The organism is Bacteroides faecis MAJ27, from assembly GCF_900106755.1.
Lineage (GTDB): Bacteria > Bacteroidota > Bacteroidia > Bacteroidales > Bacteroidaceae > Bacteroides > Bacteroides faecis.
On record NZ_FNNN01000014.1, the window covers coordinates 58,274 to 84,964 of the forward strand.

At 45.7% G+C, this 26,691-nt stretch carries 16 protein-coding genes; 5 read left to right on the forward strand and 11 right to left on the reverse strand.

What is annotated here, in order from left to right:
- Window positions 1-12 precede the first annotated feature (12 nt).
- From BLW31_RS13320 to BLW31_RS13345, 6 genes are all read right to left on the reverse strand, one after another.
- Window positions 13-711 (reverse strand): 16S rRNA (uracil(1498)-N(3))-methyltransferase, encoded by a 699-nt coding sequence (locus BLW31_RS13320; protein ID WP_010536924.1) that lies wholly within the window; start codon window positions 709-711, stop codon window positions 13-15.
- Window positions 712-717: 6 nt separating this feature from the next.
- The gene (locus BLW31_RS13325) at window positions 718-1,329 is read right to left on the reverse strand and encodes a bifunctional nuclease family protein (protein ID WP_010536925.1); all 612 of its coding nucleotides are present in this window, start codon (window positions 1,327-1,329) and stop codon (window positions 718-720) included.
- A 13-nt stretch (window positions 1,330-1,342) separates the two neighbouring features.
- Window positions 1,343-2,593, reverse strand: a complete 1,251-nt coding sequence (locus BLW31_RS13330; protein WP_010536926.1) for a nucleoside permease — start codon at window positions 2,591-2,593, stop codon at window positions 1,343-1,345.
- 378 nt (window positions 2,594-2,971) lie between these two features.
- The gene (locus tag BLW31_RS13335; protein ID WP_010536927.1) at window positions 2,972-4,150 is read right to left on the reverse strand and encodes a class I SAM-dependent rRNA methyltransferase; all 1,179 of its coding nucleotides are present in this window, start codon (window positions 4,148-4,150) and stop codon (window positions 2,972-2,974) included.
- A 97-nt stretch (window positions 4,151-4,247) separates the two neighbouring features.
- Entirely contained in the window at window positions 4,248-4,898 is a 651-nt protein-coding gene (locus BLW31_RS13340) for a 3'-5' exonuclease (RefSeq protein WP_010536928.1), read from the reverse strand.
- A gap of 6 nt (window positions 4,899-4,904) precedes the next feature.
- Window positions 4,905-5,597 carry a DUF5063 domain-containing protein gene (locus BLW31_RS13345; RefSeq protein ID WP_010536929.1) on the reverse strand — a complete coding sequence of 231 codons (693 nt, stop codon included), beginning with the start codon at window positions 5,595-5,597 and terminating at the stop codon, window positions 4,905-4,907.
- Window positions 5,598-5,718: 121 nt separating this feature from the next.
- Between BLW31_RS13345 and BLW31_RS13350 the strand changes: the two genes are divergently transcribed.
- The 3 genes from BLW31_RS13350 to trxB are packed head-to-tail and all read left to right on the forward strand — an operon-like array spanning window position 5,719 to window position 9,892.
- Complete coding sequence (locus tag BLW31_RS13350) at window positions 5,719-8,214, forward strand: DNA translocase FtsK (protein WP_010536930.1); 2,496 nt, start codon at window positions 5,719-5,721, stop codon at window positions 8,212-8,214.
- 19 nt (window positions 8,215-8,233) lie between these two features.
- Window positions 8,234-8,881 (forward strand): outer membrane lipoprotein periplasmic chaperone LolA1, encoded by a 648-nt coding sequence (gene lolA1, locus BLW31_RS13355; protein ID WP_010536931.1) that lies wholly within the window; start codon window positions 8,234-8,236, stop codon window positions 8,879-8,881.
- Window positions 8,882-8,941: 60 nt separating this feature from the next.
- Window positions 8,942-9,892: a thioredoxin-disulfide reductase gene (gene trxB, locus BLW31_RS13360; RefSeq protein WP_010536932.1), complete on the forward strand. Its 951-nt coding sequence runs from the start codon at window positions 8,942-8,944 to the stop codon at window positions 9,890-9,892.
- A 128-nt stretch (window positions 9,893-10,020) separates the two neighbouring features.
- Here trxB and BLW31_RS13365 read toward each other — a convergent pair whose 3' ends face one another.
- From BLW31_RS13365 to BLW31_RS24475, 4 genes are all read right to left on the reverse strand, one after another.
- Window positions 10,021-12,450 (reverse strand): beta-N-acetylhexosaminidase, encoded by a 2,430-nt coding sequence (locus tag BLW31_RS13365; RefSeq protein ID WP_010536933.1) that lies wholly within the window; start codon window positions 12,448-12,450, stop codon window positions 10,021-10,023.
- 157 nt (window positions 12,451-12,607) lie between these two features.
- Window positions 12,608-13,309, reverse strand: coding sequence for a Crp/Fnr family transcriptional regulator (locus BLW31_RS13370; protein WP_010536934.1), 702 nt, complete (start codon window positions 13,307-13,309; stop codon window positions 12,608-12,610).
- Between the two features lie 117 nt (window positions 13,310-13,426).
- Complete coding sequence (locus BLW31_RS13375) at window positions 13,427-15,616, reverse strand: glutamine synthetase III family protein (RefSeq protein WP_010536935.1); 2,190 nt, start codon at window positions 15,614-15,616, stop codon at window positions 13,427-13,429.
- 180 nt (window positions 15,617-15,796) lie between these two features.
- Window positions 15,797-16,306 carry a hypothetical protein gene (locus BLW31_RS24475; protein ID WP_010536936.1) on the reverse strand — a complete coding sequence of 170 codons (510 nt, stop codon included), beginning with the start codon at window positions 16,304-16,306 and terminating at the stop codon, window positions 15,797-15,799.
- A 931-nt stretch (window positions 16,307-17,237) separates the two neighbouring features.
- Here BLW31_RS24475 and BLW31_RS13385 point away from each other — a divergent pair.
- Entirely contained in the window at window positions 17,238-19,397 is a 2,160-nt protein-coding gene (locus BLW31_RS13385) for a DUF5686 family protein (protein ID WP_010536937.1), read from the forward strand.
- A gap of 204 nt (window positions 19,398-19,601) precedes the next feature.
- A complete protein-coding gene (locus tag BLW31_RS13390) occupies window positions 19,602-20,735 on the forward strand; it encodes a retron St85 family RNA-directed DNA polymerase (protein WP_010536938.1) in 1,134 nt (377 codons plus the stop codon).
- Between the two features lie 41 nt (window positions 20,736-20,776).
- On the opposite strand, the gene proA is transcribed toward BLW31_RS13390, so the two are convergent.
- Window positions 20,777-26,650, reverse strand: coding sequence for an anti-phage protein ProA (proA, locus tag BLW31_RS13395; RefSeq protein ID WP_010536939.1), 5,874 nt, complete (start codon window positions 26,648-26,650; stop codon window positions 20,777-20,779).
- Window positions 26,651-26,691 lie beyond the last annotated feature (41 nt).

Sequence of the window (26,691 nt, forward strand, 5' to 3'; positions counted from 1 at the left end):
ATTTAAAAGTTATTATTGATTCAATAAGTTGATTGTGTGGCAAGCCACCAACGCTGCTGTCTCTGTTCGAAGCCGTGATTTTCCCAAGCTAATGGGAGTGAATCCGCATTCGATAGCTTTTTTCACTTCCTCTTCACTGAAGTCTCCTTCGGGACCGATCAGAACGAGAGCGTCTTCTCCTGCTTTCAGTATATTTTTCAGCAGAGGTTTTTCACCTTCATAACAGTGTGCAATGAATTTCTGTCCTTTGAACTCTTGTGTGATGAATTTGTCGAAATCCGTCATTTCGTTGAGCTTAGGCAGGCGGGCCTTGAGCGACTGTTTGATGGCCGATATCAGAATCTTTTCGATTCGTTCGGCTTTAATCACTTTGCGTTCGGAGAAACGGCAGTTGAGAAATGTCAGTTCATCAAATCCGATTTCTGTAGCTTTCTCTGCAAACCATTCATTGCGATCCATATTTTTGGTTGGTGCCATAGCAATGTGCAGATGGCATGGCCAAAGCGGTTCCTGAAATATTGTTTCTTTGATGGCTACAAGGCAACGCTTGTTGGTTGCAACCGTGATTTCGGCTTGATAGAAATACCCCTTACCGTCAGTGAGAGTGATTTCGTCTCCGATACCCAACCGCAGTACACGGGTACAGTGTTGTGCTTCCTCTTCCGGAAGTTCGTTGCTTATCTGTATATCGGGAGTATAAAATACGTGCATAATTGATTACTGGTTTTGATTTCTGGAATTGATCCGGTCGCGTATTTTGGCGGCCAGTTCATAATTCTCGTCTTTTATCGCTTGCTCCAAGGCTTCTTCGAGTGACATGGAAGTGACGTTGCGAGGCAGGTTCCGCTTTTTTTCATCTTCCGGTTCTCCCTCATCGTCTTCATCGTCAAATTCCTCCGGGTGCCTTCTTTCTTCGTTTGAGATGTGCAGACATTCCTGTTCAAGAATAGACTCATAAATGAGGATTGGGCATTCGGCACGGACAGCCAGAGCTACAGCATCTGAGGTACGCGTGTCAATACGTATAATTTCTTCGTCTTTTTTTAAGTAGATGTAAGAGTAGAAAATACCATCTTTTGCCTTGTAAATCAATACGCGAAGCAAACTGGCTCCCAGCACACCAAGAGTTGTCATAAACAGATCGTGTGTCAGGGGGCGGGGAGTTTTAATTCTTTTCAGATACAAGGCGGTTGCCTGAGCTTCGGCGGGACCGATGATGATAGGCAATTGCCGTTCACCGTCCACTTCGCCCAACAGCATGGCAAAGGCACCTACTTGCGCTTGGCTATTTGTGATATTTAAAACTTGTAATTCTACTTTTTTGTCCATTGTTCTTTATTACTTAATTTACTTTACTCTCTCGTTGGTGTTTGTACTTGAATACCAGAGCAAACAGGATGCCGATCACCAGTGCATATGCTGCAAAGATAAACCAGATGTCCGGCCATTCACGACTTATCAGTTTACCATCAGCATATACTGAGAAAGCGTCTACGACAGCACCGCTGGCATATCCTCCGATGATAGCGCCCAGTCCGTTGGTCATCATAAAGAATAATCCCTGAGCACTGGCACGTATGGAGGAGCTGGTTTCTTGTTCAACAAACAACGAACCGGAAATGTTGAAGAAGTCGAACGCCATTCCATACACGATCATGGAAAGAATCAGCATCCACAGACCGGAGCCCGGATCACCGAAGCCGAACAGTCCGAAACGGAATACCCAGGCAAACATACTGATCAGCATCACTTGCTTGATACCAAAATGTCTCAGGAAGAATGGTATAGCGAGAATAAATAATGTTTCAGACATTTGTGAGATGGACAATAGGATCACCGAATGTTTCACTCCGAAGGAATCTGCAAACTCCGGAATATTGGCAAAACTGCCCAGGAAAAGGTCACCATATGTATTGGTGATTTGCAATGCTGCTCCTAAAAGCATGGAGAACAGGAAGAAAATAGCCATTTTCTTTCTTTTGAATAATACGAAAGCATCCAGCCCGAAGGAAGAGAGCAATGTTTTCTTTTCTGTTTTGGCAGGCTTGCATGCTGGCAGGGTAAAAGCATACAATCCCAGTAATAGTGCCGACGCACCGCCTACATAGAGTTGTGCGCTGGAGTTCTTGAATCCGGTAAGGTCTACTGCCCACATGGCGCAGATGAAACCGATGGTTCCCCATACGCGGATGGGAGGGAAGTCCTTGATCAGGTCACATTTATATTGTTCCAGTGCATTATACGAAACGGTATTAGCTAACGATAAGGTAGGCATATATACCAATAAGTTGAGCAGCATCGCCCAATACATCTGGTCGTAACTTGTAGCGGTGGAGGCGTAGAAAAGGCAGGCAGCCCCTGCGATGTGGCAAAGTCCGTATAAACGTTCAGCATTGAACCACTTATCGGCGATGATACCAATGATGCCGGGCATAACTAAAGAGGCAATACCCATGGTGGCGAAGATGGCACCGATCTGCCCTCCTTCGAAGTGGAGTTCTCGTCCCATGTAACCTCCCAGTGAAATTAACCATGAACCCCATACAAAGAATTGCAGGAAGTTCATAATAATCAAACGAACTTTTATACTCATGACTTTTCTAATTTGTGTTTCTCTTTTTCGTTAATAATAGATGCAAATATAATATTTTCGTTGATTGGGTGAGCAAGTTAATCGATAAAAAGGGGATAAAAAAGCCATAAATGCGAAGAATGATGAGGAATTGCCGGTAAAAAGTGGAAAGGGAGTAGGTATATAAAAAAAAGAAGGCTATCTATCCCAGACAGCCAATCTTTATTAACCTTAAATCTAATACCATGAAAAACACAGTGCAAATATAGAGCATTTTATGTTATAAAACATAATGAATTGCCGGAAATCTTCTATTTGTTAACTCTAATTAACTTTGAAGCTATTCTTTTTCTGTTATTCGCTCCTGAATAAGTAAGTTTCATGGCATTTATATCTGCATTACTCTACATAGAGTACCAGTCCCTTCAGGTATTCTCCTTCCGGGTGGTATATGTTAACCGGATGGTCGGCAGGTTGTGTGAGTTGGTGCAGGATACGTACGCTACGTCCTGACATGGCAGCGGCAGTAAATACTGCTGTGCGGAAATTGTCCTTGGTCACTACCTGTGAACAGGAGAATGTAAACAGGATGCCGCCCGGTTTGATTTTCTCGAATGCTTTGGCATTCAGTTTCCGGTAACCTTGCAAGGCATTCCGCAAAGCATCTTTATGCTTGGCAAATGCAGGAGGGTCGAGAATTATCAAATCATATTGGTCGCCCATACGGTCGAGATACTTGAAGGCATCTTCGGCAAAAGCTTCGTGGCGAAGATCACCGGGGAAGTTCAGCTCTACGTTCTTGTTAGTCAGATCGATTGCTTTGGCGGAGCTGTCCACGGAATGTACCAGTTTCGCGCCTCCACGCATGGCGTAGAAAGAAAAGCCACCGGTATAGCAGAACATATTCAGTACTGAACGGTCTTTAGCATAATGCTCCAGCAGTGAGCGGTTTTCGCGTTGGTCTACGAAGAATCCCGTTTTCTGCCCTTTCAGCCAGTCTACGTGGAATTTCAAACCATACTCTTGTGCGATATTATCACTGCTTCCTCCTTTAAGGAAACCGTTTTCGGGGAAAAGGTCTGCCTTGAAAGGTAGTGTGGTTTCTGATTTATAATAGATATTCTCAATCTTGTCACCCATTACTTCCGACAGGGCTTCGGCGATAGTCATGCGGTCTACATGCATTCCTGCGGAGTGCGCTTGCATGACGGCAGTCCGGGCATAAATGTCGATGACCAGTCCGGGCAGGTTATCTCCTTCACCATGTACGAGACGATAGGTGTTATTGGTCGGATTGACTGCGATACCGATACTGCAGCGCATCTCGTAGGCGATCTGTAGTTTACGTTTCCAGAAATCGTGGTCGATAGGTTCCTGACGGAAAGAAAGCACACGTACGGCAATACTTCCGATCTGAAAATGTCCTTCGGCTATAAATTCCTTTTTTGAAGTGTATACTTCTACAACTTCACCTTCTTCAGGTTCTCCATCGAAACGAGCGATTGCTCCGGAGAAAATCCAGGGGTGAAATCTTTTTAAAGACTCTTCTTTGCCGGGTTTGAGGTATACTTTATGCATGTTATTAAAATTTCAGTTTTCTCTCCGGTCCTCGAAAAAAAGGAGTGGAGATAGTGCTATTTGATCAGTTATTAATTACTCTTCTATCGGTTATTTATCAGCGATTGGCGAGGGAGCTTGCGTTAACCTCTTCTTCTGCAGGGAGGCTTTCGACCTCATAGTTGCCGGTTCGTTTCAGTTCCTGCAGCAGATTATAGATATTGAGGCAGGCCCAGGCGTCGGTCGCTGCATATTGTTTCTGTCCGTCACTTAGTACGTCTGCTTCCCAGTTGGACAGCCGTTGTGATTTGGAAATCTTTTCTTTAAACAGGATTGCGTAAATCTTTTGCAGGCTTTTGTCCTGTATGCCGAACTGGCGGACATAGTCCTGCAGTTCGATGCAGCTCTGTTGGGTGAAAGGCGCACGTTTGTGCAGCATCATAAAATCATCTTTGAGTGACAATCCTACTTTAATGACAGCCGGATTCTCCAGCAGGTCAACCAAAGGTTGGGTAAGTCCCGTCATGTTGAGGCGGAACAGGAAACAGCATTCGTCCGAGGAAATCTGGAGGAGTGCTACCTTATGACTTTGTCCTTTGGTGAAGGATGGACGCGTTTCGCTATCGATGCCCAGTATTGGTTGGGATTTCAGGTAGGCTACCGCTTTTTCTGTTTCCGCTTCCGACTGGATAACATGGATCCGTCCCGGAAAAACAGTTTTCGGGAGTTCCTTTAGTTCGTCTTTATTTATACTTCTTCTTACTATCATTTTCGTTTATTCGTCATCACGACAATGGTAGCCGTCGTCATGACAGTGGCATTCGTCGTCGTGGCGGTGACAACCGTCTTCGTGGTTGTGGTCGTGACAATGACATCCGTCTTCTTCACAACAATAGTCGTCATCGCTTAGTTCGTTATTCTCTTCTTCGTTGTCCTCTTCGTCATTCTCATCCTGCTGGTTATATTTCACATCGTGAAGGGCGCGCAGGGTGTTTACCAGTTTCTGTCCCCACAGCAGACCGAAGTTTTCCTGGCAGATGGCCAACGAGTCGTTCATGGTTTCGTTCAGTCCCAGTTGGAAGACGAAAATAAAATCTTTGATATCCTGATAGATATCTGCCAAATCTTCCGAGATGGATTTCTTGATAGGCTGGTCGCTATATACCATATCCTGTACGAAAACATCCAGATAATCATCCTTCTCCCCCATCAGTCCTGCCAGATTAATGCGTAGAATCTCATACGTTTCCTCCGTTACATACGTTTCGGGTGCCTCGTCTCCGATTGTTTCACACTTCGGAAGCAAGGATGCTTTGAGATAGAGCAGGGGAAGTATTTTTAAAGACGTGTCGACAAAAGCTTTGCGCTTCATGTGTTCGGCACGTTCGAGGAATGCGCAAAATTCGGCGGCTACCGTTACGAACTCGATCACATTCTTTTCAAATATCGTTTGGCTTTCTTTTTCCATAATCAGATTGATTTGAATCGCAAAGGTAAGAAAAAGGATTGAATGAGAGTAGCGCTCGTTATTTTTTTATTATTTTTGCGGCTTATAATACGGATTCCAATTTATTAAAGAATAAAGACTCATGGCAAAAAAGAAAATAGATAAGGAGGCTGAACGCACTCCGTCTTCTCCAGGAAAGATTGTATCAATTTTTAAGAATGAAACCATTCATTTCGTAATTGGATTGATGCTGGTGATCTTTTCTGTTTATCTTTTGTTGGCTTTTTCTTCCTTCTTCTTTACGGGGGCAGCCGACCAAAGTATTATCGACAGCGGCAATTCAGCAGACCTGGCAGCTGTTAATAACAATGTAAAAAACTATGCCGGATCTCGTGGCGCACAGTTAGCTAGTTATCTGATCAATGACTGCTTTGGCATATCTTCATTCTTTATCCTTGTCTTTCTGGCAGTGGCAGGATTGAAGTTGATGCGGGTACGCATTGTCCGCTTATGGAAATGGTTTATCGGTTGTACATTATTATTAGTGTGGTTCTCCGTGTTTTTCGGGTTCGCCCTGATGGATCATTATCAGGATTCTTTCATCTATCTGGGAGGTATGCACGGTTATAATGTAAGCCGTTGGTTGGTTTCGCAGGTAGGAGTTCCCGGTGTGTGGATGATTTTGCTGATAACGGCAGTCTGCTTCTTTATATATGTAAGTGCACGAACGGTTATCTGGCTGCGCAAGCTCTTTGCTTTGAGTTTCTTGAAACGTCAGAAGAAAGAAGAGGAAAAAGTGGCAGCGACAGAAGGAACGCAGGAATTTACAACCTCGCAACCGCAGGAAGTTGAATTCAATCTGAAACGTACTTATAAACAAACACCTCCTCCTGCTCCTGTGATGGACATACAGGCAGAGGAACCGAAAGAAGAATCTCCGGTGAACGAACCGGAACCGGACGAGGAACTTCCTTCTGCTGATGAAGGGGAAGGAGTGACTATGGTCTTTGAACCGACTGTGGCTGATACGGTTACTCCTGCGCCTCAGGACGAATTGCCGGGTGAGGATGAACCCGGGTTTCAGGTAGAGACGGCTGCGACCGAAGAAGAATATCAGGGACCGGAACAGGAACCTTATAATCCGATGAAGGATCTGGAAAACTATCGTTTCCCGACAATCGATCTGATGAAGCATTTTGAGAATGACGATCCGACGATTGATATGGACGAACAGAATGCGAATAAAGACCGTATCATTAATACTTTGCGCAGCTTTGGTATTGAAATCAGTACGATCAAGGCAACGGTAGGGCCTACGGTGACTCTGTATGAAATTACCCCCGAACAAGGAGTACGTATTTCGAAGATTCGTGGTCTGGAAGATGATATCGCGTTGAGTCTGTCGGCAGATGGCATTCGTATCATTGCTCCGATACCGGGTAAGGGAACCATCGGTATTGAAGTTCCGAACAAGAATCCGAAGATCGTATCCGGTCAAAGCGTGATCGGAAGCAAGAAGTTTCAGGAATCCAAGTTCGATTTGCCGATTGTACTGGGTAAGACGATTACAAACGAAGTCTTTATGTTCGATCTTTGCAAGATGCCGCATGTATTGGTGGCAGGTGCTACCGGTCAGGGTAAGTCTGTTGGTTTGAATGCAATCATTACCTCCTTATTATATAAGAAGCATCCGGCTGAACTGAAATTTGTCCTGGTCGATCCGAAGAAGGTGGAGTTCAGCATTTACTCTGTCATTGAAAATCATTTCCTGGCCAAACTTCCCGATGGCGGTGAGCCGATTATTACAGACGTGACGAAGGTAGTGCAAACGCTGAATTCGGTTTGTGTGGAGATGGATACACGCTATGACCTCTTGAAGATGGCTCATGTGCGTAATGTCAAGGAATATAATGAGAAGTTTATCAATCGTCGCCTGAATCCGGAGAAAGGACATAAGTTTATGCCATATATCGTAGTGGTAATTGACGAGTTCGGAGATTTGATTATGACTGCCGGTAAGGAAGTCGAACTTCCGATTGCACGTATCGCTCAGTTAGCACGTGCGGTCGGCATTCACATGATCATCGCTACGCAGCGTCCGACGACGAATATCATTACGGGTACGATCAAGGCGAACTTCCCGGCACGTATTGCGTTCCGTGTATCTGCCATGATGGATTCCCGTACGATTCTTGACCGTCCGGGTGCGAACCGCCTGATTGGTAAGGGCGATATGCTCTTCCTGCAAGGTGCCGATCCGGTGCGTGTGCAGTGTGCCTTTATCGATACACCGGAAGTGGAGGAGATCACGAAGTTTATTGCCCGTCAGCAGAGCTATCCTACTCCGTTCTTCCTGCCCGAATATGTGACCGAAGACAGTGGCAGTGAAGTGGGGGATATTGATATGGGACGTCTCGACCCGTTGTTTGAAGATGCGGCTCGTCTGGTGGTCATCCATCAGCAAGGTTCCACTTCGTTAATTCAACGTAAATTTGCTATCGGCTACAATCGCGCCGGACGTATCATGGATCAGCTTGAAAAAGCCGGAATTGTCGGGCCTACCCAGGGGAGCAAGGCGCGTGATGTACTGTGTATCGACGAGAATGACCTCGAAATGCGTTTGAACAATTTACAATAACAGATCGTTTATTAATCAAATGAGAAAATACATTTTTAGTGTTTTAATAGCTTTACTGTCACTGCCTGTGATTGCTCAACAACAGCAGTCGCAGGCTAAAGCTGTTCTTGAGAAGACAGCCGAAGCATTTAAGAAAGCCGGTGGTGTTAGAGCTGATTTTACATTGAAGGCACTCAATGATGGTCGTCTGGAAGGACGGGAGAACGGTGTTATCCAGTTGAAAGGCGAGAAATTCATGTTGAAGACTTCCGAAACGACCACTTGGTTTGATGGAAAAACGCAGTGGAGTTATATGGTAAGGAATGATGAAGTGAATGTCAGTACCCCTACTCAGGAAGAGTTGCAGCAGATCAATCCGTATACATTTCTTTATATGTATCAGAAAGGATTCTCTTATAAGCTGGGAACAGTGAAGACGTTTCAGGGAAAAGCTGTCTGGGAAGTGGTTCTGACTGCTAATGATAAGAAGCAAGAGTTGGAAAGTATTACTCTTTATGTGACGAAGAATGCGTATGAACCTGTTTGCATCCAACTTCAGCAACGTGGCCAGAAGACACGTAATGAGATTACCGTGACGGCTTATCAGACCGGACTGGATTATGCAGACGATGTTTTCACTTTCGACAGAAAAGCGTATCCGACTGCGGAAGTGATAGACTTGAGATAATATGTTTTTTGAACAGGAGATAAGATATCTGGAATAATAAAACGATAATATAACAATAAAATGGCAGAAATAGAAAAAGTAAAATGCCTGATTATAGGCTCGGGACCTGCCGGCTATACGGCAGCGATCTATGCAGGACGTGCTAACCTTTGTCCGGTGCTTTATGAAGGATTGCAGCCCGGCGGTCAGTTGACAACTACTACGGACGTGGAGAACTTCCCCGGTTATCCGGAAGGAATCAGTGGTCCGCAGTTGATGGAAGATTTGCGTGCACAAGCCAGCCGTTTCGGAACAGATGTTCGTTTTGGTATTGCGACGGCGGCAGATTTAAGCAAAGCTCCTTATAAAATAACGATTGATGGTGACAAGGTGATTGAGACAGAAGCATTGATCATCTCCACCGGCGCTACGGCTAAATATCTGGGACTGGAAGATGAAAAGAAATATGCCGGCATGGGAGTCAGTGCTTGTGCTACGTGTGACGGATTTTTCTATCGTAAGAAAGTCGTTGCAGTCGTTGGCGGTGGCGATACAGCTTGTGAGGAAGCTATTTATCTGGCCGGTCTGGCATCCAAAGTTTATCTGGTGGTCCGCAAACCTTATTTGCGCGCATCGAAGATTATGCAGGAACGTGTGCAGAAGCACGAAAAGATTGAAGTACTTTTCGAACATAATGTAGTCGGCCTGTTTGGTGACAATGGAGTGGAAGGTATGAATGTTGTGAAGCGCTGGGGTGAAGCGGACGAAGAACGTTACAGTTTGCCTATCGACGGATTCTTCCTGGCTATTGGGCACAAACCGAATTCAGATATATTCAAAGAATACATTGATACCGATGAGGTAGGTTACATTATTACGGACGGCGACAGCCCCCGTACAAAAGTTCCCGGAGTATTTGCTGCGGGAGATGTGGCTGATCCGCATTATCGTCAGGCTATTACAGCGGCAGGAAGTGGCTGTAAGGCTGCTATTGAAGCAGAACGTTATCTTTCTGCAAAAGGAATCATCTAAAGATATCACAGGCGGAACGCGGAATGCGTTGCACTGTATAAATAAGCACTGAATAAATAAAAAAACGGTGGACATTAGCAATAAGCTGAATGTCCACCGTTTTTTTATATCATTTTATATCACAAGCATTAATATGCTTCGATTTCATCTATCCACAATTCGGCAGGGATAACTTCCGGACCGTTGTTCTTTTCGAAATTGACGCCATTGCGTAACGTACCGCCATTCTTGATCTTTACTTTCAGGAAAGTGGCTTGTGCCGGTTCAAATTCAATAGAGTCGGTGAATGCGATTCTTCCTGTTTCCGGACAATCATGTTTCAAGGTCTTTTCTGCTATTTGTGTATATTGCTGGCCGTCGGCAGATACTTCTACAGCGATTCCTCCGGCAGGGAGCATTCTCATGGCAGGATTGAACAAAGAACCGAAGATGACTTTGCTTACCTCTGTCGGCTTGTCCAGATTGACGATAAATTCAAGGTCTTTTCCTTCGACGATAGCAAAGCTGGACCAAGGAGTATAAGAGGCATTGTTCCCTCTTTTTCCATTCGTCAGACCGAAAGTGGTCGGGTCGGCTCCTAATACATCGTTTTCGCCGAATATATCTCCCGTCCATCCCATTGCATAATTAACGGTAAATGGTTTTCCAGCCAGCAGATTGCCATACAATGGTTTGTGGGTTACTTTGCCCAACATCTTGCCGTCTTTGAAGGCAGCGGCTTTCAAGTCAATGTTTCCTTCAAGCACGAAAGGCTGTTCATACAGTGCAGAGCCGTTTGTCGGTTCGCTGCCGTCTGTGGTATATCTGATTTCCGCATTCGGATAGAATGTTTCCAGCAATACCATCAGAGGACCGTTTTTATCCGCATGTGTATTTACGTTTACATCGAAAAAGTTGAGACAAGGCTTGGTATCCATTACTTCCAGACGTTCAAACTCCGTGACCATACGTTCGCAGAAGCTCTTCCAGTTTTTGTTGGCATCCAGTGTCCATCCTGTCTCTGCGATAGCCATTGCACGTGGGAATGCCTGGTAATCTACACGGTCCGAGGTCTTCATGTATTCTCTCCAGAGGTTACCTTGCATACCGATGATATGCTTCTTTACCAGTTCGTCGGCATCATCCGGAACCGGATTGTAGCTATAAGTCTTTTTCAGCGTAGTGTATCCGCCGATAGTAGTCGGGGCGATTTCCGGGTCTTCCTGATAGAAGTCCAGATAAGCATAAGGCATAGGGGCCATGATTGCATTGTGTCCTGCTTTGGCAGCATTCATTCCGCCTTCCACACCACGCCATGACAAAACGGTGGCGTTCGGTGCCAGACCACCTTCCAGAATTTCATCCCAGCCGATGATATTTCGTCCTTTACCGTTCAGGTATTTCTCCATCCGGGTGACGAAGTAACTTTGCAGTTTATCTTCTTTGCTGTGTTTCACTCCATCCACTTTGCTGGGAGTCACATCATCTTTCAATCCCAACTGGCGAATCAGCTGCTGGCAGAAAGCACTGTTCTTCCAAGCCGTCTTGGGGCATTCGTCCCCTCCGATATGAATGTACTCACTTGGGAATAATTCGACTACCTCATCCATTACTCCTTCGAAGAATTTGAAAGTAGTCTCGCTCGGACAGAATACCTGTTCGAACACGCCCCATGTAGGACATACCTTGTAGGTCTGTGTAGAGTCGCATGACAATTCCGGATAAGCAGCGAGAGCTGCCAGTGCATGTCCCGGCATTTCTATTTCGGGAATTACATTGATATATTTGTTGGCCGCATAAGCTACGACCTCTTTAATCTGCTCCTGTGTATAATACCCTCCATGCTCTATACCGTCAAATACTTGCGGGTAGTTTACATAATAATAGTCTACCAGCGTCTTTTCCCGCTTGGAGCCGATTTCTGTCAGTTTCGGATATTTCTTGATTTCGATTCTCCATCCCTGATCGTCCGTCAGATGCCAGTGGAAGACGTTCATTTTGTTCATAGCCAACAGGTCGATAAACTTGTAGATATATTCTATCGGTGCGTAATGACGGCAGACGTCCAGCATCAGTCCGCGGTGTACAAAGCGCGGGGCGTCTTCGATTTCTACAGCAGGGACAGACCAGTCGGCCTTCTTGTTCAGTTTCTTTCCGTAGACGGCAGGAGGAAGAAGCTGATAAATAGTCTGCACACCATAGAAAAAGCCATTTGGCTGTGAAGCGGTGACCGTAATGAGGGTAGGGGTGACCGAAAGCCTGTAAGCTTCTTTGGGCATATCTTCCTGTACTACAAAGCTGATGGCAGGCTTTCCGTCTGCACTTTCCGCTTCCGTCAGAGAGATTCCGGCAGTCTGTTTCAACTGTTCGGCAAAACCGTCAGCTACCTTTTTCACTTCCGGGGCATCGGACGGTGTGACCAGCCGGACTTGCTTGTTCAGCTCAAAACGGCCTTCCTTGGGGACAAGCTGATTGGGTTGCGGAATGATGTTGTACTCGTTCGTGATTTCTTTTGGCTTCTGACAACTGGGGGCAATCATGAGTAAGGATAAAAGAAGAAGGGAAATGCTTTTCTTCATGGTCTGAAATTTGTGTTAAGTTATTAATATATTGACAGGGCAAATGTACTTGTTTAATTGATAAGTTCCAATAATATATAAATAAAAAAGCCGGTGTGATGAACGCCGGCTTCCAGTTAAAGTTTCAGATAACTTTTATTATCGTATCAGGTTTGTTTTATCCTATTTTGCTTATTTTCTTGAGCTTTTCTTCTTCGATGATTTTGATTTTTCTTCCGTCGATGGTGATCAGGCGTTCTGTTGCAAACTGTGACAAGGTACGGATGGCGTTTGAGGTAGTCATGTTCGACAGATTGGCAAGGTCTTCACGGGAAAGATAAATACTCAGTGTCGATCCGTCTTCTTCCAGGCCATAGCTTTCTTTGAGGAAAATCAGTGATTCTGCCAGGCGTCCGCGGATATGTTTCTGTGTCAGGCTGACGGTACGTTCGTCGGAGATGCCCAGATCAATAGAAAGCTGGCGGATAAAAAACATGGCTAAATCATTGTTCTGAGCGACTAGCGTGGTAATGGCAGTCATGGGGATGAGACAGACAACAGAGGGTTCAAAAGCGGCGGCGGCAGTGACGAAGTCTTCCTTTGCGAAGTAGGCACGGTACGCAAAGTACTCCCGCTGTTTGATCATGCGGATAATCTGGCTTCTACCTCCTACACCATCTTTGAAAATTTTGACTTTGCCGGTAATGAGGCACATCAAATGAGAGGGAGTTTCCCCTTCGCAATAAATGGTTTCGTTCTTTTTGTAGGTCTGTATCGTATAATTGTTCATCAGAAACTCCCTTTGTTCATTATTCAAAGGAGCTAACAGATCGGATAACGGTTCCGAAATATCGATGTCTGACATGTTCATTTTTACCATGGGTGCTACAAAACTGTGTTATACAGCACAAAAGTAGAAAGAAAAAATGAGAAAATGAACGAAACTATAAAAAGATTGCACAAAAGCAGGTTCTTTCGTGCAATCTTGAGGACTTTTTTATTTGGTGAACAATAGTTCTCTGTACTTAGGCAGCGGCCATATTTCGTCATCTACTTCCATTTCCAGATGATCGATGTGATCGCGGATTTTATCAAGGTAAGGACGTACCTTTTCTTCGTATTCGAATGCCCTTTCTTTGTAGTTGTCTTTGTGGTTGGCTACTTTCCGGGCTTCGGTCATTTCTCGTACCAGTACTTTGATAGAAGTCACACGGTGCGAGATTTCGCGGATCAGTTCTTTGCGGTCGGCGCTCAGTACTTCAAATTCTTCGGGAGAGAAGATTTCTTTCATTTTGCACAGATTTTCGAGCAGCCGGTTCTGGTAGGTGACAGCAGTCGGTACGATGTGGTTGATGGCAAGGTCGCCCAATACACGTCCCTCGATTTGTACCTTCATGGTGTATTTTTCCAATTCCACTTCCAGTCGGCTGTTGAGTTCGGTTTCGTTGAAGATACGTTCGCCGATCAGTACAGATTTCGATTGGTTGTCTACGTAGTGCATCAAGGCTTCCGGCACGTGGCAGATGTTGGTCAGTCCGCGACGGGCGGCTTCCTGTTTCCATTCTTCGGAGTAGCCGTCGCCCTCAAAGCGGATGGCTTCGGAGGCGATGATCGTTTCTTTCAGCAGGCGGAAGATAGCCTCGTCTTTTCCTACCCCTTCTTCCATCAGTTTCTCTACTGATGCGCGGAATTCGTTCAGCTGGTTTGCCATGGCAGCGTTGATGGCGATCATGGCTGCGGCACAGTTGGAGGAAGAGCCGGCGGCACGGAACTCAAAGCGGTTTCCGGTGAAGGCAAAAGGAGAAGTACGGTTACGGTCGGTGGTATCGAGCAGAATTTCCGGGATACGTCCGATTCCCAGTTTCAGCGTTGTCTTTTCTTCCGGTGTCATCTTCTCGTTGCCTACCTGACGCACGATTTCGTCGAGTGTTGCTGAGAGTTGTGAGCCCAAGAAGCAGGAAAGGATGGCGGGAGGAGCTTCGTTGGCTCCCAGGCGGTAGCTGTTGCTGGCGCTCATGATGGAGGCGCGAAGTAAATCTTGGTTCTTATATACCATCATCAGTACATTCACCAGGAAGGTGAGGAACAGCATGTTTCCTTTCGGGTTCTTTCCGGGAGCAAACAGGTTGATGCCGGTGTCTGTGCAGAGCGACCAGTTGTTATGTTTGCCTGAGCCGTTTACGCTGCTATAAGGCTTTTCGTGCAGTAGTACGTTGAAATGATGTTTGCGTGCGATACGCTTCATCAGATCCATGACAAGCTGGTTATGGTCGTTTGCCAGGTTACAGTTTTCGAAGATAGGGGCCAGTTCGAACTGGTTGGGAGCTACTTCGTTGTGACGGGTTTTGGCAGGAATACCCAGTTTGTGGCATTCGATTTCGAGTTCCTTCATGAATGCCGTGACCCGTGGAGGAATAGAGCCGAAATAGTGGTCTTCCAGCTGTTGGTCTTTGGCAGAAGAGTGTCCCATTAAAGTACGTCCGGTCAGGCAAAGGTCGGGACGTGCGTTATATAAGGAGGAGTCTACGAGAAAATATTCCTGTTCCCATCCTAAGTTGGTAAATACGCGTGTTACGTTCTTGTCGAATAGCTGGCAGACTTCCGTAGCGGCTTTGTCTACAGCGGCAAGTGCTTTCAGAAGCGGAGTTTTGTAGTCTAGTGCTTCGCCCGTATAAGAGATAAAAATCGTGGGAATACAAAGTGTGGTATCTACCACGAATGCCGGAGAAGAAACGTCCCATGCAGTGTATCCGCGAGCTTCGAAGGTATTACGGATACCGCCGTTAGGGAAAGAAGAGGCATCCGGTTCTTGCTGAATCAGCAGTTTTCCGGAGAATCGTTCGATCACTCCGCCGTCTTCGCCAAACTCGATAAATCCATCATGTTTTTCAGCTGTTCCGTCTGTCAGAGGCTGGAACCAGTGGGTGTAGTGTGTGACGTTGAGCGACTTAGCCCAGCTCTTCATGCCGTTGGCAATCAGGTCGGCTATTTCACGGCTGATCGGTGTACCTTTTTCGATCGCATCGGTAACTGCCTTATAGGCTTCTTTCGGAAGATACTCTTGCATCTTCTTGCGGTCGAATACATGGCTACCATAATAATCTGAGAGTTTGTTGGAAGGGGCACTGACTTCCAACGGCTTCCGGTTGGAAAGTTCTTGTAAAGCGTAAAATCTCATTTTTGACATAAATAGTCCTCTTTTTATCGGTTGATGGCGCAAAATTATATGTTTTTTCTGAAAGTACCCCTATATTTAAGGGGGTATTTTCAGAAAACAGACTGTTTTCTGAAAGACACCCCCTCTTTATTGGGTTGGTTTATCTCTGAATCACCTTTTGCTCATCACGGTTTTTTTGATTATGGCCCATTAAGGGATGGTTTTCATTATTTCTTGTTGTCCATTCTCCTTTTTCTGTCGTTCGATTTCTGTAGCCATCTGTTTGACTAAAATTTCTACCTGCATATAATGCTTGTTCATGTTTCTGTATAGTAGCTTCATTGCAGGACTGTCCATAGCCATTTGGGTGAGGAATTGTAAATGCTTTCCCATCGAGGCGTTCATTTGCATACGTGTTTTTTTGTTTAAGTCGTCTTGTAGGGAGTAAGCACCGCATGAGAGCAGGATTTCCGGTATACCATCATCCCAGGCATGCATGGTGAGGTGAGTGAGTGCTCCCACAATTTTTTTCAAGTCTTTCAGAAGAATGTTTAAGAGTTCGAATTCGGTACGGTTTGCGGAGCAGGAATTCGGGTTCAGAAGGAGGGCGAATTTGAGGTAGAAGTCCTTTAATTCTCCGTTAGGAACAACAAATGCATTTTGGGGAGTTTGTGCGATGCTTCCCACCGTTGGTTGAACGGCAACTTGTTCTGTTTCCATAATAATGATTATGAGTATGTGGTAGGCGAAGATTTTCTAAAATAATAAGAGCGGTTCCGCCTTTCCCGTTGCATTTCACCAGAAGGCAGTAGATGCATTAACATTCTACACGGGGGTACGGAACCGCCATATAGAATGAACGTAAACGGACATAAAAATGCCCGCCACGGAAATTGGCAGGTTTACCCGCCTTCTGGTATGAAATGCATTACAAAGGTACTATATTTTTCTTTTTTGGCAAGAATAAAGTGAAAAATAAGAGACAAGTAAGAGTAACTTTAATACAATGTAGTTCCAAGACTAGTTTCAACCGATGAAACAAAGTGTTTCATGCCTTGGAACAAAGTGTTTCAAGCAATGAAACAAAGTGTTTCGTACGGTGAAACAAAGTGTTTCAAGCGTTTGAAACTATTTGAAACACCTGTCGAAGTTCTCTGAAGCACCTATCTACCTGATTAACTTGACCATAGCTACTGTTTTGCTTAACCTGTTCTTTCAGGAAGTACTAAATCATTTTTCAGTCAAGAATACATGAGTCATCAGCTATTAACGCCTGATTTTTCGATTGTTAATAACTGACATGTCAATCATTAATAGTTGACACATCAAGCGTTAACATGCTGTCAATCAATAGATAATGTAAGAAACATGTTATAAAATGTGATGGTAGCAGAGTGAGAGCAACTGCTTGCTCTCACTCTGCTACCATCGGATCTCTCATAACTGAAATACCGATGAATAAAGGAATGTAGAGCGATAGTTAGAGCATGAGAGCAAAACTCATGTTAAATTGATTGGGAGAGAAATCTGATATTTTCTCCGCTAACTCTTTTTTGCAGCTTAATTCCCTTGCTTTTCGATATTCTTTTTTATATTTGCCTACAATAAACAGGAGATACGACGATTGAAATATAAGATATTGATAGGATGTATGTTGTGCTTGTTCTCTTTTATTCCGAAGGGGGCAGCTAATCTTGTTCTCAATCCTTATACCAGTCAGGAGATATCTGCTGATTCCATCATCGAACGTGTCATGACTTTTGCCCCTTCTTATGAAAGTATCGTGAGTGACTATCGCGCGAACCTATATATAAAGGGCAAGATGAATATTCAGAAGAAGAATTTCATTCTCCGGTATGTACCTTCGATGTTTCGCTTGCAGAAAGGAGTACGCGAGTATCTGCTTGAAACGTACAGCGACCTGCATTATACAGCCCCCAATATCTATGATCAGAAAGTAAAGGCGTCGCAAGGTACCGTGAGAGGGAACAGGGGCTTGCCGGGACTGCTCGAATATTTTAATGTCAATATCTATTCGTCCTCCCTCCTCAACGATGAACGCTTGCTGTCACCGCTTGCCAAAAACGGAAAGAAGTATTATAAATACCGGATTGACAGCGTGATGGGTGACCCTAATAATCTCGATTACCGGATACGCTTCATTCCCCGTACCAAGAGCGATCAGCTGGTGGGCGGCTATATGATTGTCAGCAGCAATGTATGGAGCGTGCGGGAAATACGCTTTTCGGGACGGTCGGAACTGATCACGTTCACTTGTTGGATCAAGATGGGGGAAGTGGGAAAGAAAGACGAGTTTCTTCCGGTGCGTTATGATGTCGAAGCCCTTTTTAAGTTTCTGGGAAACAAGGTAGACGGCAACTATACCGCTTCGCTGGACTATAAATCTATCGAACTGAAAGAAAGAAAAGTACGGAAGAAAGAAAAGAAGAAGTATAATCTGTCGGAGTCGTTTTCCCTGCAATGCGATACAAATGCTTATAAGACAGATGCTTCTACATTCGGAGTGTTGCGTCCCATCCCTTTGAGTGAGGGCGAAAAGCAACTTTATAAAGACTATACGTACAGACGCGATACCGTGTCGGTACAGCGGAAATCCAAGAGTCAGGCTTTCTGGGGAACAATGGGGGACCTGATGGTGGAAGATTATAAATTCAATCTGTCCAATATCGGGAGTGTCCGTTTCTCGCCGTTTATCAATCCGCTGTTGTTCAGTTATAGCGGAAGCAATGGATTATCTTACCGGCAAGACTTCCGTTACAACCGGATTTTCAGAGGAGACAAGTGGCTCCGTATCGTGCCCAAGCTGGGTTATAACTTTACACGGAAAGAATTCTACTGGTCGTTGAATGCCGACTTCGAATACTGGCCGCAGAAGCGGGGCTTCTTCCGGCTGAGTGTAGGTAATGGTAACCGCATCTATAGCAGTAAGATGCTGGATGAACTGAAAGCGATGCCGGATAGTATTTTTAATTTCGACCTCATTCATCTGGACTATTTCAAAGACTTGTATTTCAACTTCCGTCATAGTTTTGAAATAATCAACGGACTGGATATCAGTCTCGGTTTTTCGGCACATAAGAGAACAGCCGTCGAGAAGTCCCGCTTCGTGATTACGGGAGACTATCCGATGCCTCCTCCGGAATTTATGGAACGGTTCAGAAATACCTATATCAGTTTCGCCCCGCGCATCCGTGTAGAATGGACTCCGGCGCTTTATTACTATATGAACGGAAAACGTAAAATCAATCTGCGTTCTGACTATCCGACATTTTCGGTAGATTACGAACGGGGAATAGAGGGAGTATTCAAGAGTACCGGAGAGTATGAACGGGTGGAGTTCGACCTTCAACATAAGATTCAGCTGGGATTGATGCGAAATATTTATTACCGTTTCGGATTCGGAGCATTCACCAATCAGGATGAACTGTATTTTGTCGACTTTGCCAATTTTGCCCGGCACAACCTTCCTGTGGGGTGGAATGATGAAATCGGCGGTGTGTTTCAGGTGCTCGACGGACGCTGGTATAACTCCTCCCGCCGTTACGTACGCGGACACTTCACTTATGAAGCCCCTTTTCTGATTCTCCGCCATCTGATGAAATATACCCGCTATGTGCAGAACGAACGTCTTTATATCAGTGCGCTGTCTATGCCGCATCTCCAGCCCTATCTGGAAGTGGGGTATGGTATCGGTACGCATATCTTTGATGTAGGAGTTTTCGTCAGCAGTGAGAACTGGAAATTCAGCGGGATAGGATGTAAATTTACTTTCGAGTTGTTCAACCGATAGTTTTTCCTCTCAACTATTGCATAATGTGCAGAAAATACATATCTTTGTAAGGAAGAGGATGAGGAAAAATTTAGCAGAAAAGAGGTGTAGTCGCCTCGCAGGCACAGGTATTTTCCTGGAAAATAAATCTCTGGTATAAATACCTCTATTTATTTTAGTAAAATCTCATCCTCTTCCTCTCCTTTTTATATATGCAGCAACAAGATGGACGGACTTCTAATTACGATACTGATTGTGACCGGTTTTCTGGTTTATAAAATGATTTCTTCGAGCCGGAAACAGGAAGGATACAAGAGATGGAAAGCAACAGGCAGCGGTGATACTGCAAACGAAGAAACTGCCGGAAACAAATGGAAACATGGTGCATGGCTCAGGCATGCTTTGGGAGTAACCACTCCTAAAGCGAGAACGTATCCTGTATTTGATGAAGAGGCGGTGGTGTGGTGTGCCGGTTTGCTGGGAGTAGAGGCGGTGAGATTGAAGGAAATACTGCAAGATGTCTCTTCCCATTATCGGGAATTCTGGATAAGAAAGCGGAAAGGGGGATACCGTATGATCTCTGCTCCGGACAAAGAACTGAAATCTATTCAGGATACTATTTATCACCGTATATTGCTGCCCGTCAATGTGCATCCCGTCGCTACCGGATTCCGGCGTCAGCATTCCATTGTCGATAATGTCCGCCCCCATCTGGGGAAACGATGTGTCCTGAAGACGGATATTCACGATTTCTTTCTTTCTATACGCAGTCCGAGGGTGAAGCAAACCTTCGAAAATATAGGTTATCCTAAGAATATATCGAAGGTGTTGGGTGAGTTGTGCTGCAGGCGCCGGCATCTGCCGCAAGGAGCGTCCACCAGTCCGGCATTGAGTAATATCATTGCTTATGAGATGGATCGGAAACTGGCGGTGATGGCAGAGGAATTCGGGCTGGCTTATACTCGCTATGCCGACGACCTTACCTTTTCGGGCGATGTTTTTCCGAAAGAACAGGTGCTTGTCCGGGTCAAAGAAATCATCAGGGAAGAGAAGTTTGAGCCGAATCACGAGAAAACCCGTTTCCTGAATGAGTATGACAGGAAGATTATCACAGGTATCTCTGTCAGTTCGGGTGTGAAGCTGACCATCCCTAAAGCCAGAAAACGGGAGATTCGCAAGAATGTCTATTTCATTCTGACAAAAGGGCTGGCAGAACATCAGCGAAGAATCGGCTCTCATGATCCTGCCTATCTGAAGCGGTTGATAGGAACGCTTTGCTATTGGCGTTCCATAGAACCGGACAATACTTATGTATCCGATTCTATTGCTGCTTTGAAACGCTTGCAAAAGGGGGATTGACAGATGGCGACGATCGGTTGTGTTTCACATGCTGTGCTGTCTTAACCGATGATTGTTATCCGTCCGCTTTCCACTTTAGCGTACTTTCTTTTCACTGCCTCCTGAATGCCTCTTTGCATGGATGCTTCGATGTTTGATCCCATACGGGGGAATCCGAATAGTTTGGCACAGGCTTTGGCCAGGTCCGGAAGGGGCAGGCTGACGGAGTCGGTCAGTACGTATTTCACTGCATTTGCGATTTCTTCCGGGGGCAGGTCTGTAGCTGCACGATTGGAATCGGTACGAAACTGTGAATAAGTTCGGTACTGTGCTTCGTCCAGCCACAGGAAGTCGATCCCGTTATGTCTGCTACGGTAAAAGTTCAGCCTGCGTATAAGGGCATCCAGGTGAGAACCGGTTTGGGACATGCGTGATATTCCCCATGCAGCGTTTATCTTTTGGCAGATCAGGGATTGGCTGATCGGGGCTTCGTTTTCCATGATTCTTTTGATTTGAGAGAGGAGTATAGGGATACTTCTTTCAAAAAAGAAATCTGTTGCTTGGTATTGCCCTGCGGTTAATGCAGTTTCCTGATACACAACTTTTCGTTTTTTGTATCTGTCTTCTTTGATGGCGGCGGCAAGACTGAATGCGAGTTGTTTTTTGGAGATGGCAGGATATGCCGCTTTGAGAATCTCCGGTTTCGCCGTGTCTTTTTGTTCTTCCGTCCGGACAGTTTCTTCTTCGTTCTCCTGATTGCTGTCCGCATGCTGTGAGATTCTTCTTCGTAGGGTTGCAATTACTTCATCTGGTTTTTCCCACCAGTCCATCGTCCATATACGGCAGATGTCCCATCCAAGCGCTTTCAGTACATTGTTTTGAACAATTTCCCGGTCGCGCGCTGTTTTGGTACGTTTGTAGTTCTTTCCGTCACAAATGATACCTAACCGGTAACTGGACGGATTTTGAGGATCGACAATACCTATATCGATCTTATATCCGGAGCAACCTATATCCGTATGCACGGTATATCCTAAAGAACGCAGCTTGTCGGCAATAATCTTCTCGATGGAAGTCTCTTCATCCGGGAGATAGATATTGCTGGAGGTATTCAGCGGGTGTTTCATCCCTTTCTCCGCATATTCAAGAAAACGTTTTAGTCCGGCTACTCCGATGGAGGAGGTCCGGTTTAAATCAATCATATCCGATCTCAGTGTGGAGAAGATGATCATTTCATATCGGGCACGGGAGACGGCTACGTTCAGTCGTCTTTCACCTCCCGCCCGGTTCAACGGACCGAAGTTCATGCTGACGCGCCCTTCGGCATCCGGGCCATAACCGACAGAGAACAGTATTACATCCCGTTCGTCTCCCTGCACATTTTCGAGGTTTTTGATAAACAGAGGCTCTTCACATTCCAGTGCAAAGGTTTCCAGTTCGGGGTGGAAGATGAAGAGATCGGATAATAAATCTTCAATCAATGCCTGCTGGACTACGCTGAAAGTGACTACGCCTATACTCTTCTTTCTTAACTCTTCGCTTCTTAGCCTCCTTGCTATTTCGTCTACTACGGCTTGTGCTTCCGCTTGGTTCTGGCGTGATTTTCCTTTGTCATAATAACCGTCGACAGCAATCCTTCTTACTTTCGACTCGATATTGTCCGGAGACGGGAAAGTCATAAGTTTATTGTCGTAGTATTCGGAGTTACTGAAAGCAATCAGGCTTTCGTGTTTGCTCCGATAATGCCACAGCAGGTATTTGGAAGGGATTGACAGGGCGAGGCAGTCGTCAAGAATACTTTCCAGATCCTCCATCTCGATATTGTCTTCGTCAACGGTATTGACGGAGAAGAAGCTGGTGGGCGGCATCTGCTTGGGGTCGCCTACGATGACCACATTCTTTCCCCGGGCGATGGCGCCTACTGCTTCGTAAGTCGGCATCTGTGAAGCTTCGTCGAAGACGATCAGATCGAACTTCTCTGCATCGGTGTCAATATATTGGGCAACAGATATGGGACTCATCAACATGCAGGGACACATACGTGGCAATAAGGTCGGAATCTGGTCGAATAGTTTCCGGATGGATATGCCGCGCGCATTGTTGCGTATGTTCTTTTGCAATATTCCGACCTCTGAGCTCTGGATAGCTTCGTGGGTAAAGGATGGAATGTTGGACGCCAGTTTGGCAAACAACTCCTTCTTGGTAATGTTCTCAAAGTTGGCGGATACTTGTTTGTATTTGGCTATAATATCGTTGAATATCTTGCCGTTGAATAATTCCAGTGTCGGTTCTTTGCCAATGATATAGCGAGTGGCGGTTTGGTAGAAACTTTTGCGGAAGCCACTCAGGAGCAGGTTTGTAGGGATATTCTTTTCCTTATACTTTTCTGCGATAAATCCGAGGCCCAGTTCGTTCAGTTTGCCTGAAGCTTGCTGCCATTGATACCAGTCTTTGAGTTTATCCAGATTCTCTTTCCATGTTCCGGCTTTCTGCAAAGCGATGTTTGTCCAGTCGGCAGAGTTTGCGTAAAGTGACTCTGCGGCTATACCCAAAGTGCCGGAGAGCTGTTGCTCGGTGGCTGTAAGCGCTTCGGACAGCTGATACAATTCATTGAGGGAGTGGGAATGAATATCTTTGAATGTCCGGATACCTTCCGTCAGTTGCAACGCTAAGTTCTGTTTGATCCGGGATGTTTTTGCCACATCTTTCGAATAACTTAGCAACAGGGAATGGAGGGAAGACATTTCACAGATAATCTGATTGATCGTTTCCCATTCTTCGTCCCTCCCGAATCTTCCGAACAGAGAAGGTAGCTTGGCGACGTATTTGTCTGTAAATTCCAGTTCTTCCCGATAACGGATGACCTGATGGAGCAGAGGGTTGACGGCTTCCCGCTTTACCGGTCTCAGAGCATACGCACGAAGCTCCTTGATAATCTTCCTTTGTCCGAAATATCTAGGGAGGAACCATTGGGCGGATACACGATTCCATTCGGCCAACATAGGACCGGCATTTATTTTTAGGATATCTTTGGTGAATCCGTTTTCTATTGCTGCTTTGACTTCGTCGCGTTTCTTGCCGTGTTCCGCGACTTTCCGGTACTCTTCCAGTGTTTCATTCAATAAAGGAGTGGTCAGCAGTTCGGGCGTGAGTTCCGGAATATCGAGTATCTTTCGGATAATGGCGGCGATTATTTCGAAATCCTTGCGGGTAGGATGAATATCCGTGTCTTTCAGTAAAACGGAAAAGACGGATAGTTTCAATTGTATGGCAGTCAGCAAGCCGATGAAAGTCGTGAGCGTTTGTGCCGCTTCTTCTTTGAGGGCAGACGAATATTCGTGAATAGTGATTCCTGTCAGCGGATGAAGATACGGGTGTCCGCAGGCATTGGCAGTTCTTACCAAAGACTCGACGGCATCTTCCCAATGTGAGAATTTATCTTTATCCAATGTATTCAGATAAGATAATGGAATATGGAAGTAAGGCTCGGTATCTATGGACTGGTAATGGATGATAGCATCATACAGCGAAAGTCCGAAAGGATATTCCTTGTGTAAGGCTTCGATATACTTATTGAGTTCTGTCCGTAACAGAAGCAGACGTTCGGCCTCTTTCCGGAACTCTTCGGGAGCGGTTTGCCGGATGATTTCACTTGTTGCTTTGAGTTGCGAGATAACGGTGGACTTCTTCGTCTTGTTGGAGTGAATTTCCAGACAGAACGGGGCAAGTCCTATGGCTGCCAGCCTGTTTTGGACGACGGAGAGGGCTGCCATCTTTTCGGCAACAAACAATACGCGTTTCCCTTTATAAAGTGCATTGGCGATAATGTTCGTGATTGTCTGGGACTTTCCGGTTCCCGGAGGTCCGTGCAGGATAAAAGTCTTGTCGTGTACAGCCTCGTAGATTGCTTCCAGCTGAGACGAATCGGCAATGATGGGCAGTACGATATCTGCCGGAGATAACTGTCGGTCCAAGTAGGTGGCATCCATCTCCTCCGTGACTGCATCCCATTCGATCTTTCCGTTGATGAGGCTGGAGACGATTTTGTTTTGGACCAGTTTGGGAGCATTGTTGTGGATGTCGTTCCACATGATGAACTTGTTGAACGAGAAGATACCCAGAATAGCCTGTTCTTCCACATCCCATTTACGCTGATTCTTGATGCAATGCCGGATGATGGAGTAAATCAGCTTGACGTTGACTCCACTTTCGTCAGCCGGAAGCGGATCGAGTCCCGGCACGGAGATACCGAAGTTTTGGCGAAGCATTTCCAATAAGGTAATGTTCATCATCGTTTCCTCTTCCCGCGAACGAATCACATACCCTTTGGCGGCTGACTTGCGAATGATTTCAACCGGCAGCAGCAATATCGGTGCATAGCGGGGACGTTCGCTGGAGGGAGTTTCGTACCATTTCAGAAGACCGAGAGCCAGGTAAAGCGTGTTGGCCCCGTTCTCTTCGATAGAGGTACGGGACGAACGGTACAGGTGGGTCAGTGCCTTACCTAAATCATTCTCCGGTAAATAAAAACGTAACCTTTTCTGTGAAAGCTCCGAATTTACAAAATCGGTAATCGGATCAGATGCCGGTATGGATGAGTAGATGCCAAATTCCATTACCGGGTTTTCCCATTCGGCTGGACGGTGGAGGATACGAAATTCATCCCCTTCCGCTAACGCATCTTCCAGACAGGCAAGGTTTGCCGGAATCAGCTGAAGCGTGTTTTTGGTAATCCGGATGTTCAGCAAGTTGTTGCGCAAACTTAGATCCAGTAGACTTCTTTCCCAAAGCAGTTGCTTGGTGAGAACCGGTTGGGTTTCGCTGCCCGACAAGTCATACGGATTCACGCTTTGCGGGGTAGCATGCGTTGTATTCCTATAAAGATCCTCTTCCTTTTCTTCTTTTATTTCCCAGATTTGTCCGTTTAACACCCGCTGGGGGATAGGGCGGATTCCCGAATGTCTGGCTCTTCTGACATCGATTGCAAGGATGAAATTTCCCGAATCGCTTAGTTTGCCGTCGGCACTTTTCACAGCATTGTCGAAACCGGTATTGTACCCCATACTCATGCAGGTGGTTTCTACCAGAGTGATGTCATAGATTCCTTCGGCTGTCCGTTTAGTCAGTAAAGATACATCATCGATGGTAGCGTCCGGAAAGGTTTCCGACACCAGCCAGCCACCAGCAAAAGCATGTCCTTTGGTGATGACGATGAGAGCATTCAGTCCTATGGATTCGAGACAGGAAGCGTATAGCAATGCCATGTCGAGACAGGTTCCGAGCTTTTGTGACAGTATGGAATCTGTCAGGCGGACACGCTGCCCGTGTTCTTCAAAACTGGCAGGAACAGTACTGTAGATAATCTGCTGTTCGGTGAGGGCGGTGTAGATAGCTGCCATTTGCTTTCTCATACGGTCCGGGTTACGGCTTTGATATTCGTCCAGCGACGGTGTTCCGGTCCATTGTTCCAGAATGGCGGCGGCCCTTTTGATAACAGGAGCAAGCACGGCATGATTGGGCGTGATGAATGCAGCCAGCATTTCGGGGAATATATTGATTCCGCCCCATTGGTCGTATGCCAGTATGTCGATAGGATATGTCTGGGTAAAGATCAGTTCCGCTTCGGAGCGGATTTCTATTTTCAGGCTTCCGGACATACGCTCGGTCAGTTGGGCGAAATAATTGGCGGACAGGACAAGGCTGAATGACTGCAGGCACACGGAATCATTGGCAGGAATTGCTTCTACAGCCACAGGGGTGATATTGCCGAAGTCGGGTTCGGCAGTTATTAGCACCTGAATGTCTCTGAATGGCTCGGACGTCATGTTTTCAATCGAAAGCCGGTGGATGACCGATACTTTATTTTGCTGCATCGCGAAGTTTATAAGTGGCAGATAATCAAACTGCACCTTGATTTTGTCCAATGTTCCGTTCATGTCCGTAGTAATATAATGTTAGATTTGCAATATTACAAAAA

Bases quoted from the DNA above. Each gene is read 5' to 3' on its own strand.
- BLW31_RS13325 (WP_010536925.1), bottom strand. From the start codon at position 1,329: ATGGACAAAAAAGTAGAATTACAAGTTTTAAATATCACAAATAGCCAA.
- BLW31_RS13375 (WP_010536935.1), bottom strand. From the start codon at position 15,616: ATGTCAAAAATGAGATTTTACGCTTTACAAGAACTTTCCAACCGGAAG.
- BLW31_RS13370 (WP_010536934.1), bottom strand. From the start codon at position 13,309: ATGGTAAAAATGAACATGTCAGACATCGATATTTCGGAACCGTTATCC.
- trxB (WP_010536932.1), top strand. From the start codon at position 8,942: ATGGCAGAAATAGAAAAAGTAAAATGCCTGATTATAGGCTCGGGACCT.
- BLW31_RS13345 (WP_010536929.1), bottom strand. From the start codon at position 5,597: ATGGAAAAAGAAAGCCAAACGATATTTGAAAAGAATGTGATCGAGTTC.
- proA (WP_010536939.1), bottom strand. From the start codon at position 26,650: ATGAACGGAACATTGGACAAAATCAAGGTGCAGTTTGATTATCTGCCA.
- BLW31_RS24475 (WP_010536936.1), bottom strand. From the start codon at position 16,306: ATGGAAACAGAACAAGTTGCCGTTCAACCAACGGTGGGAAGCATCGCA.
- lolA1 (WP_010536931.1), top strand. From the start codon at position 8,234: ATGAGAAAATACATTTTTAGTGTTTTAATAGCTTTACTGTCACTGCCT.
- BLW31_RS13365 (WP_010536933.1), bottom strand. From the start codon at position 12,450: ATGAAGAAAAGCATTTCCCTTCTTCTTTTATCCTTACTCATGATTGCC.
- BLW31_RS13390 (WP_010536938.1), top strand. From the start codon at position 19,602: ATGGACGGACTTCTAATTACGATACTGATTGTGACCGGTTTTCTGGTT.
- BLW31_RS13350 (WP_010536930.1), top strand. From the start codon at position 5,719: ATGGCAAAAAAGAAAATAGATAAGGAGGCTGAACGCACTCCGTCTTCT.
- BLW31_RS13335 (WP_010536927.1), bottom strand. From the start codon at position 4,150: ATGCATAAAGTATACCTCAAACCCGGCAAAGAAGAGTCTTTAAAAAGA.
- BLW31_RS13340 (WP_010536928.1), bottom strand. From the start codon at position 4,898: ATGATAGTAAGAAGAAGTATAAATAAAGACGAACTAAAGGAACTCCCG.
- BLW31_RS13320 (WP_010536924.1), bottom strand. From the start codon at position 711: ATGCACGTATTTTATACTCCCGATATACAGATAAGCAACGAACTTCCG.
- BLW31_RS13385 (WP_010536937.1), top strand. From the start codon at position 17,238: ATGTTGTGCTTGTTCTCTTTTATTCCGAAGGGGGCAGCTAATCTTGTT.
- BLW31_RS13330 (WP_010536926.1), bottom strand. From the start codon at position 2,593: ATGAGTATAAAAGTTCGTTTGATTATTATGAACTTCCTGCAATTCTTT.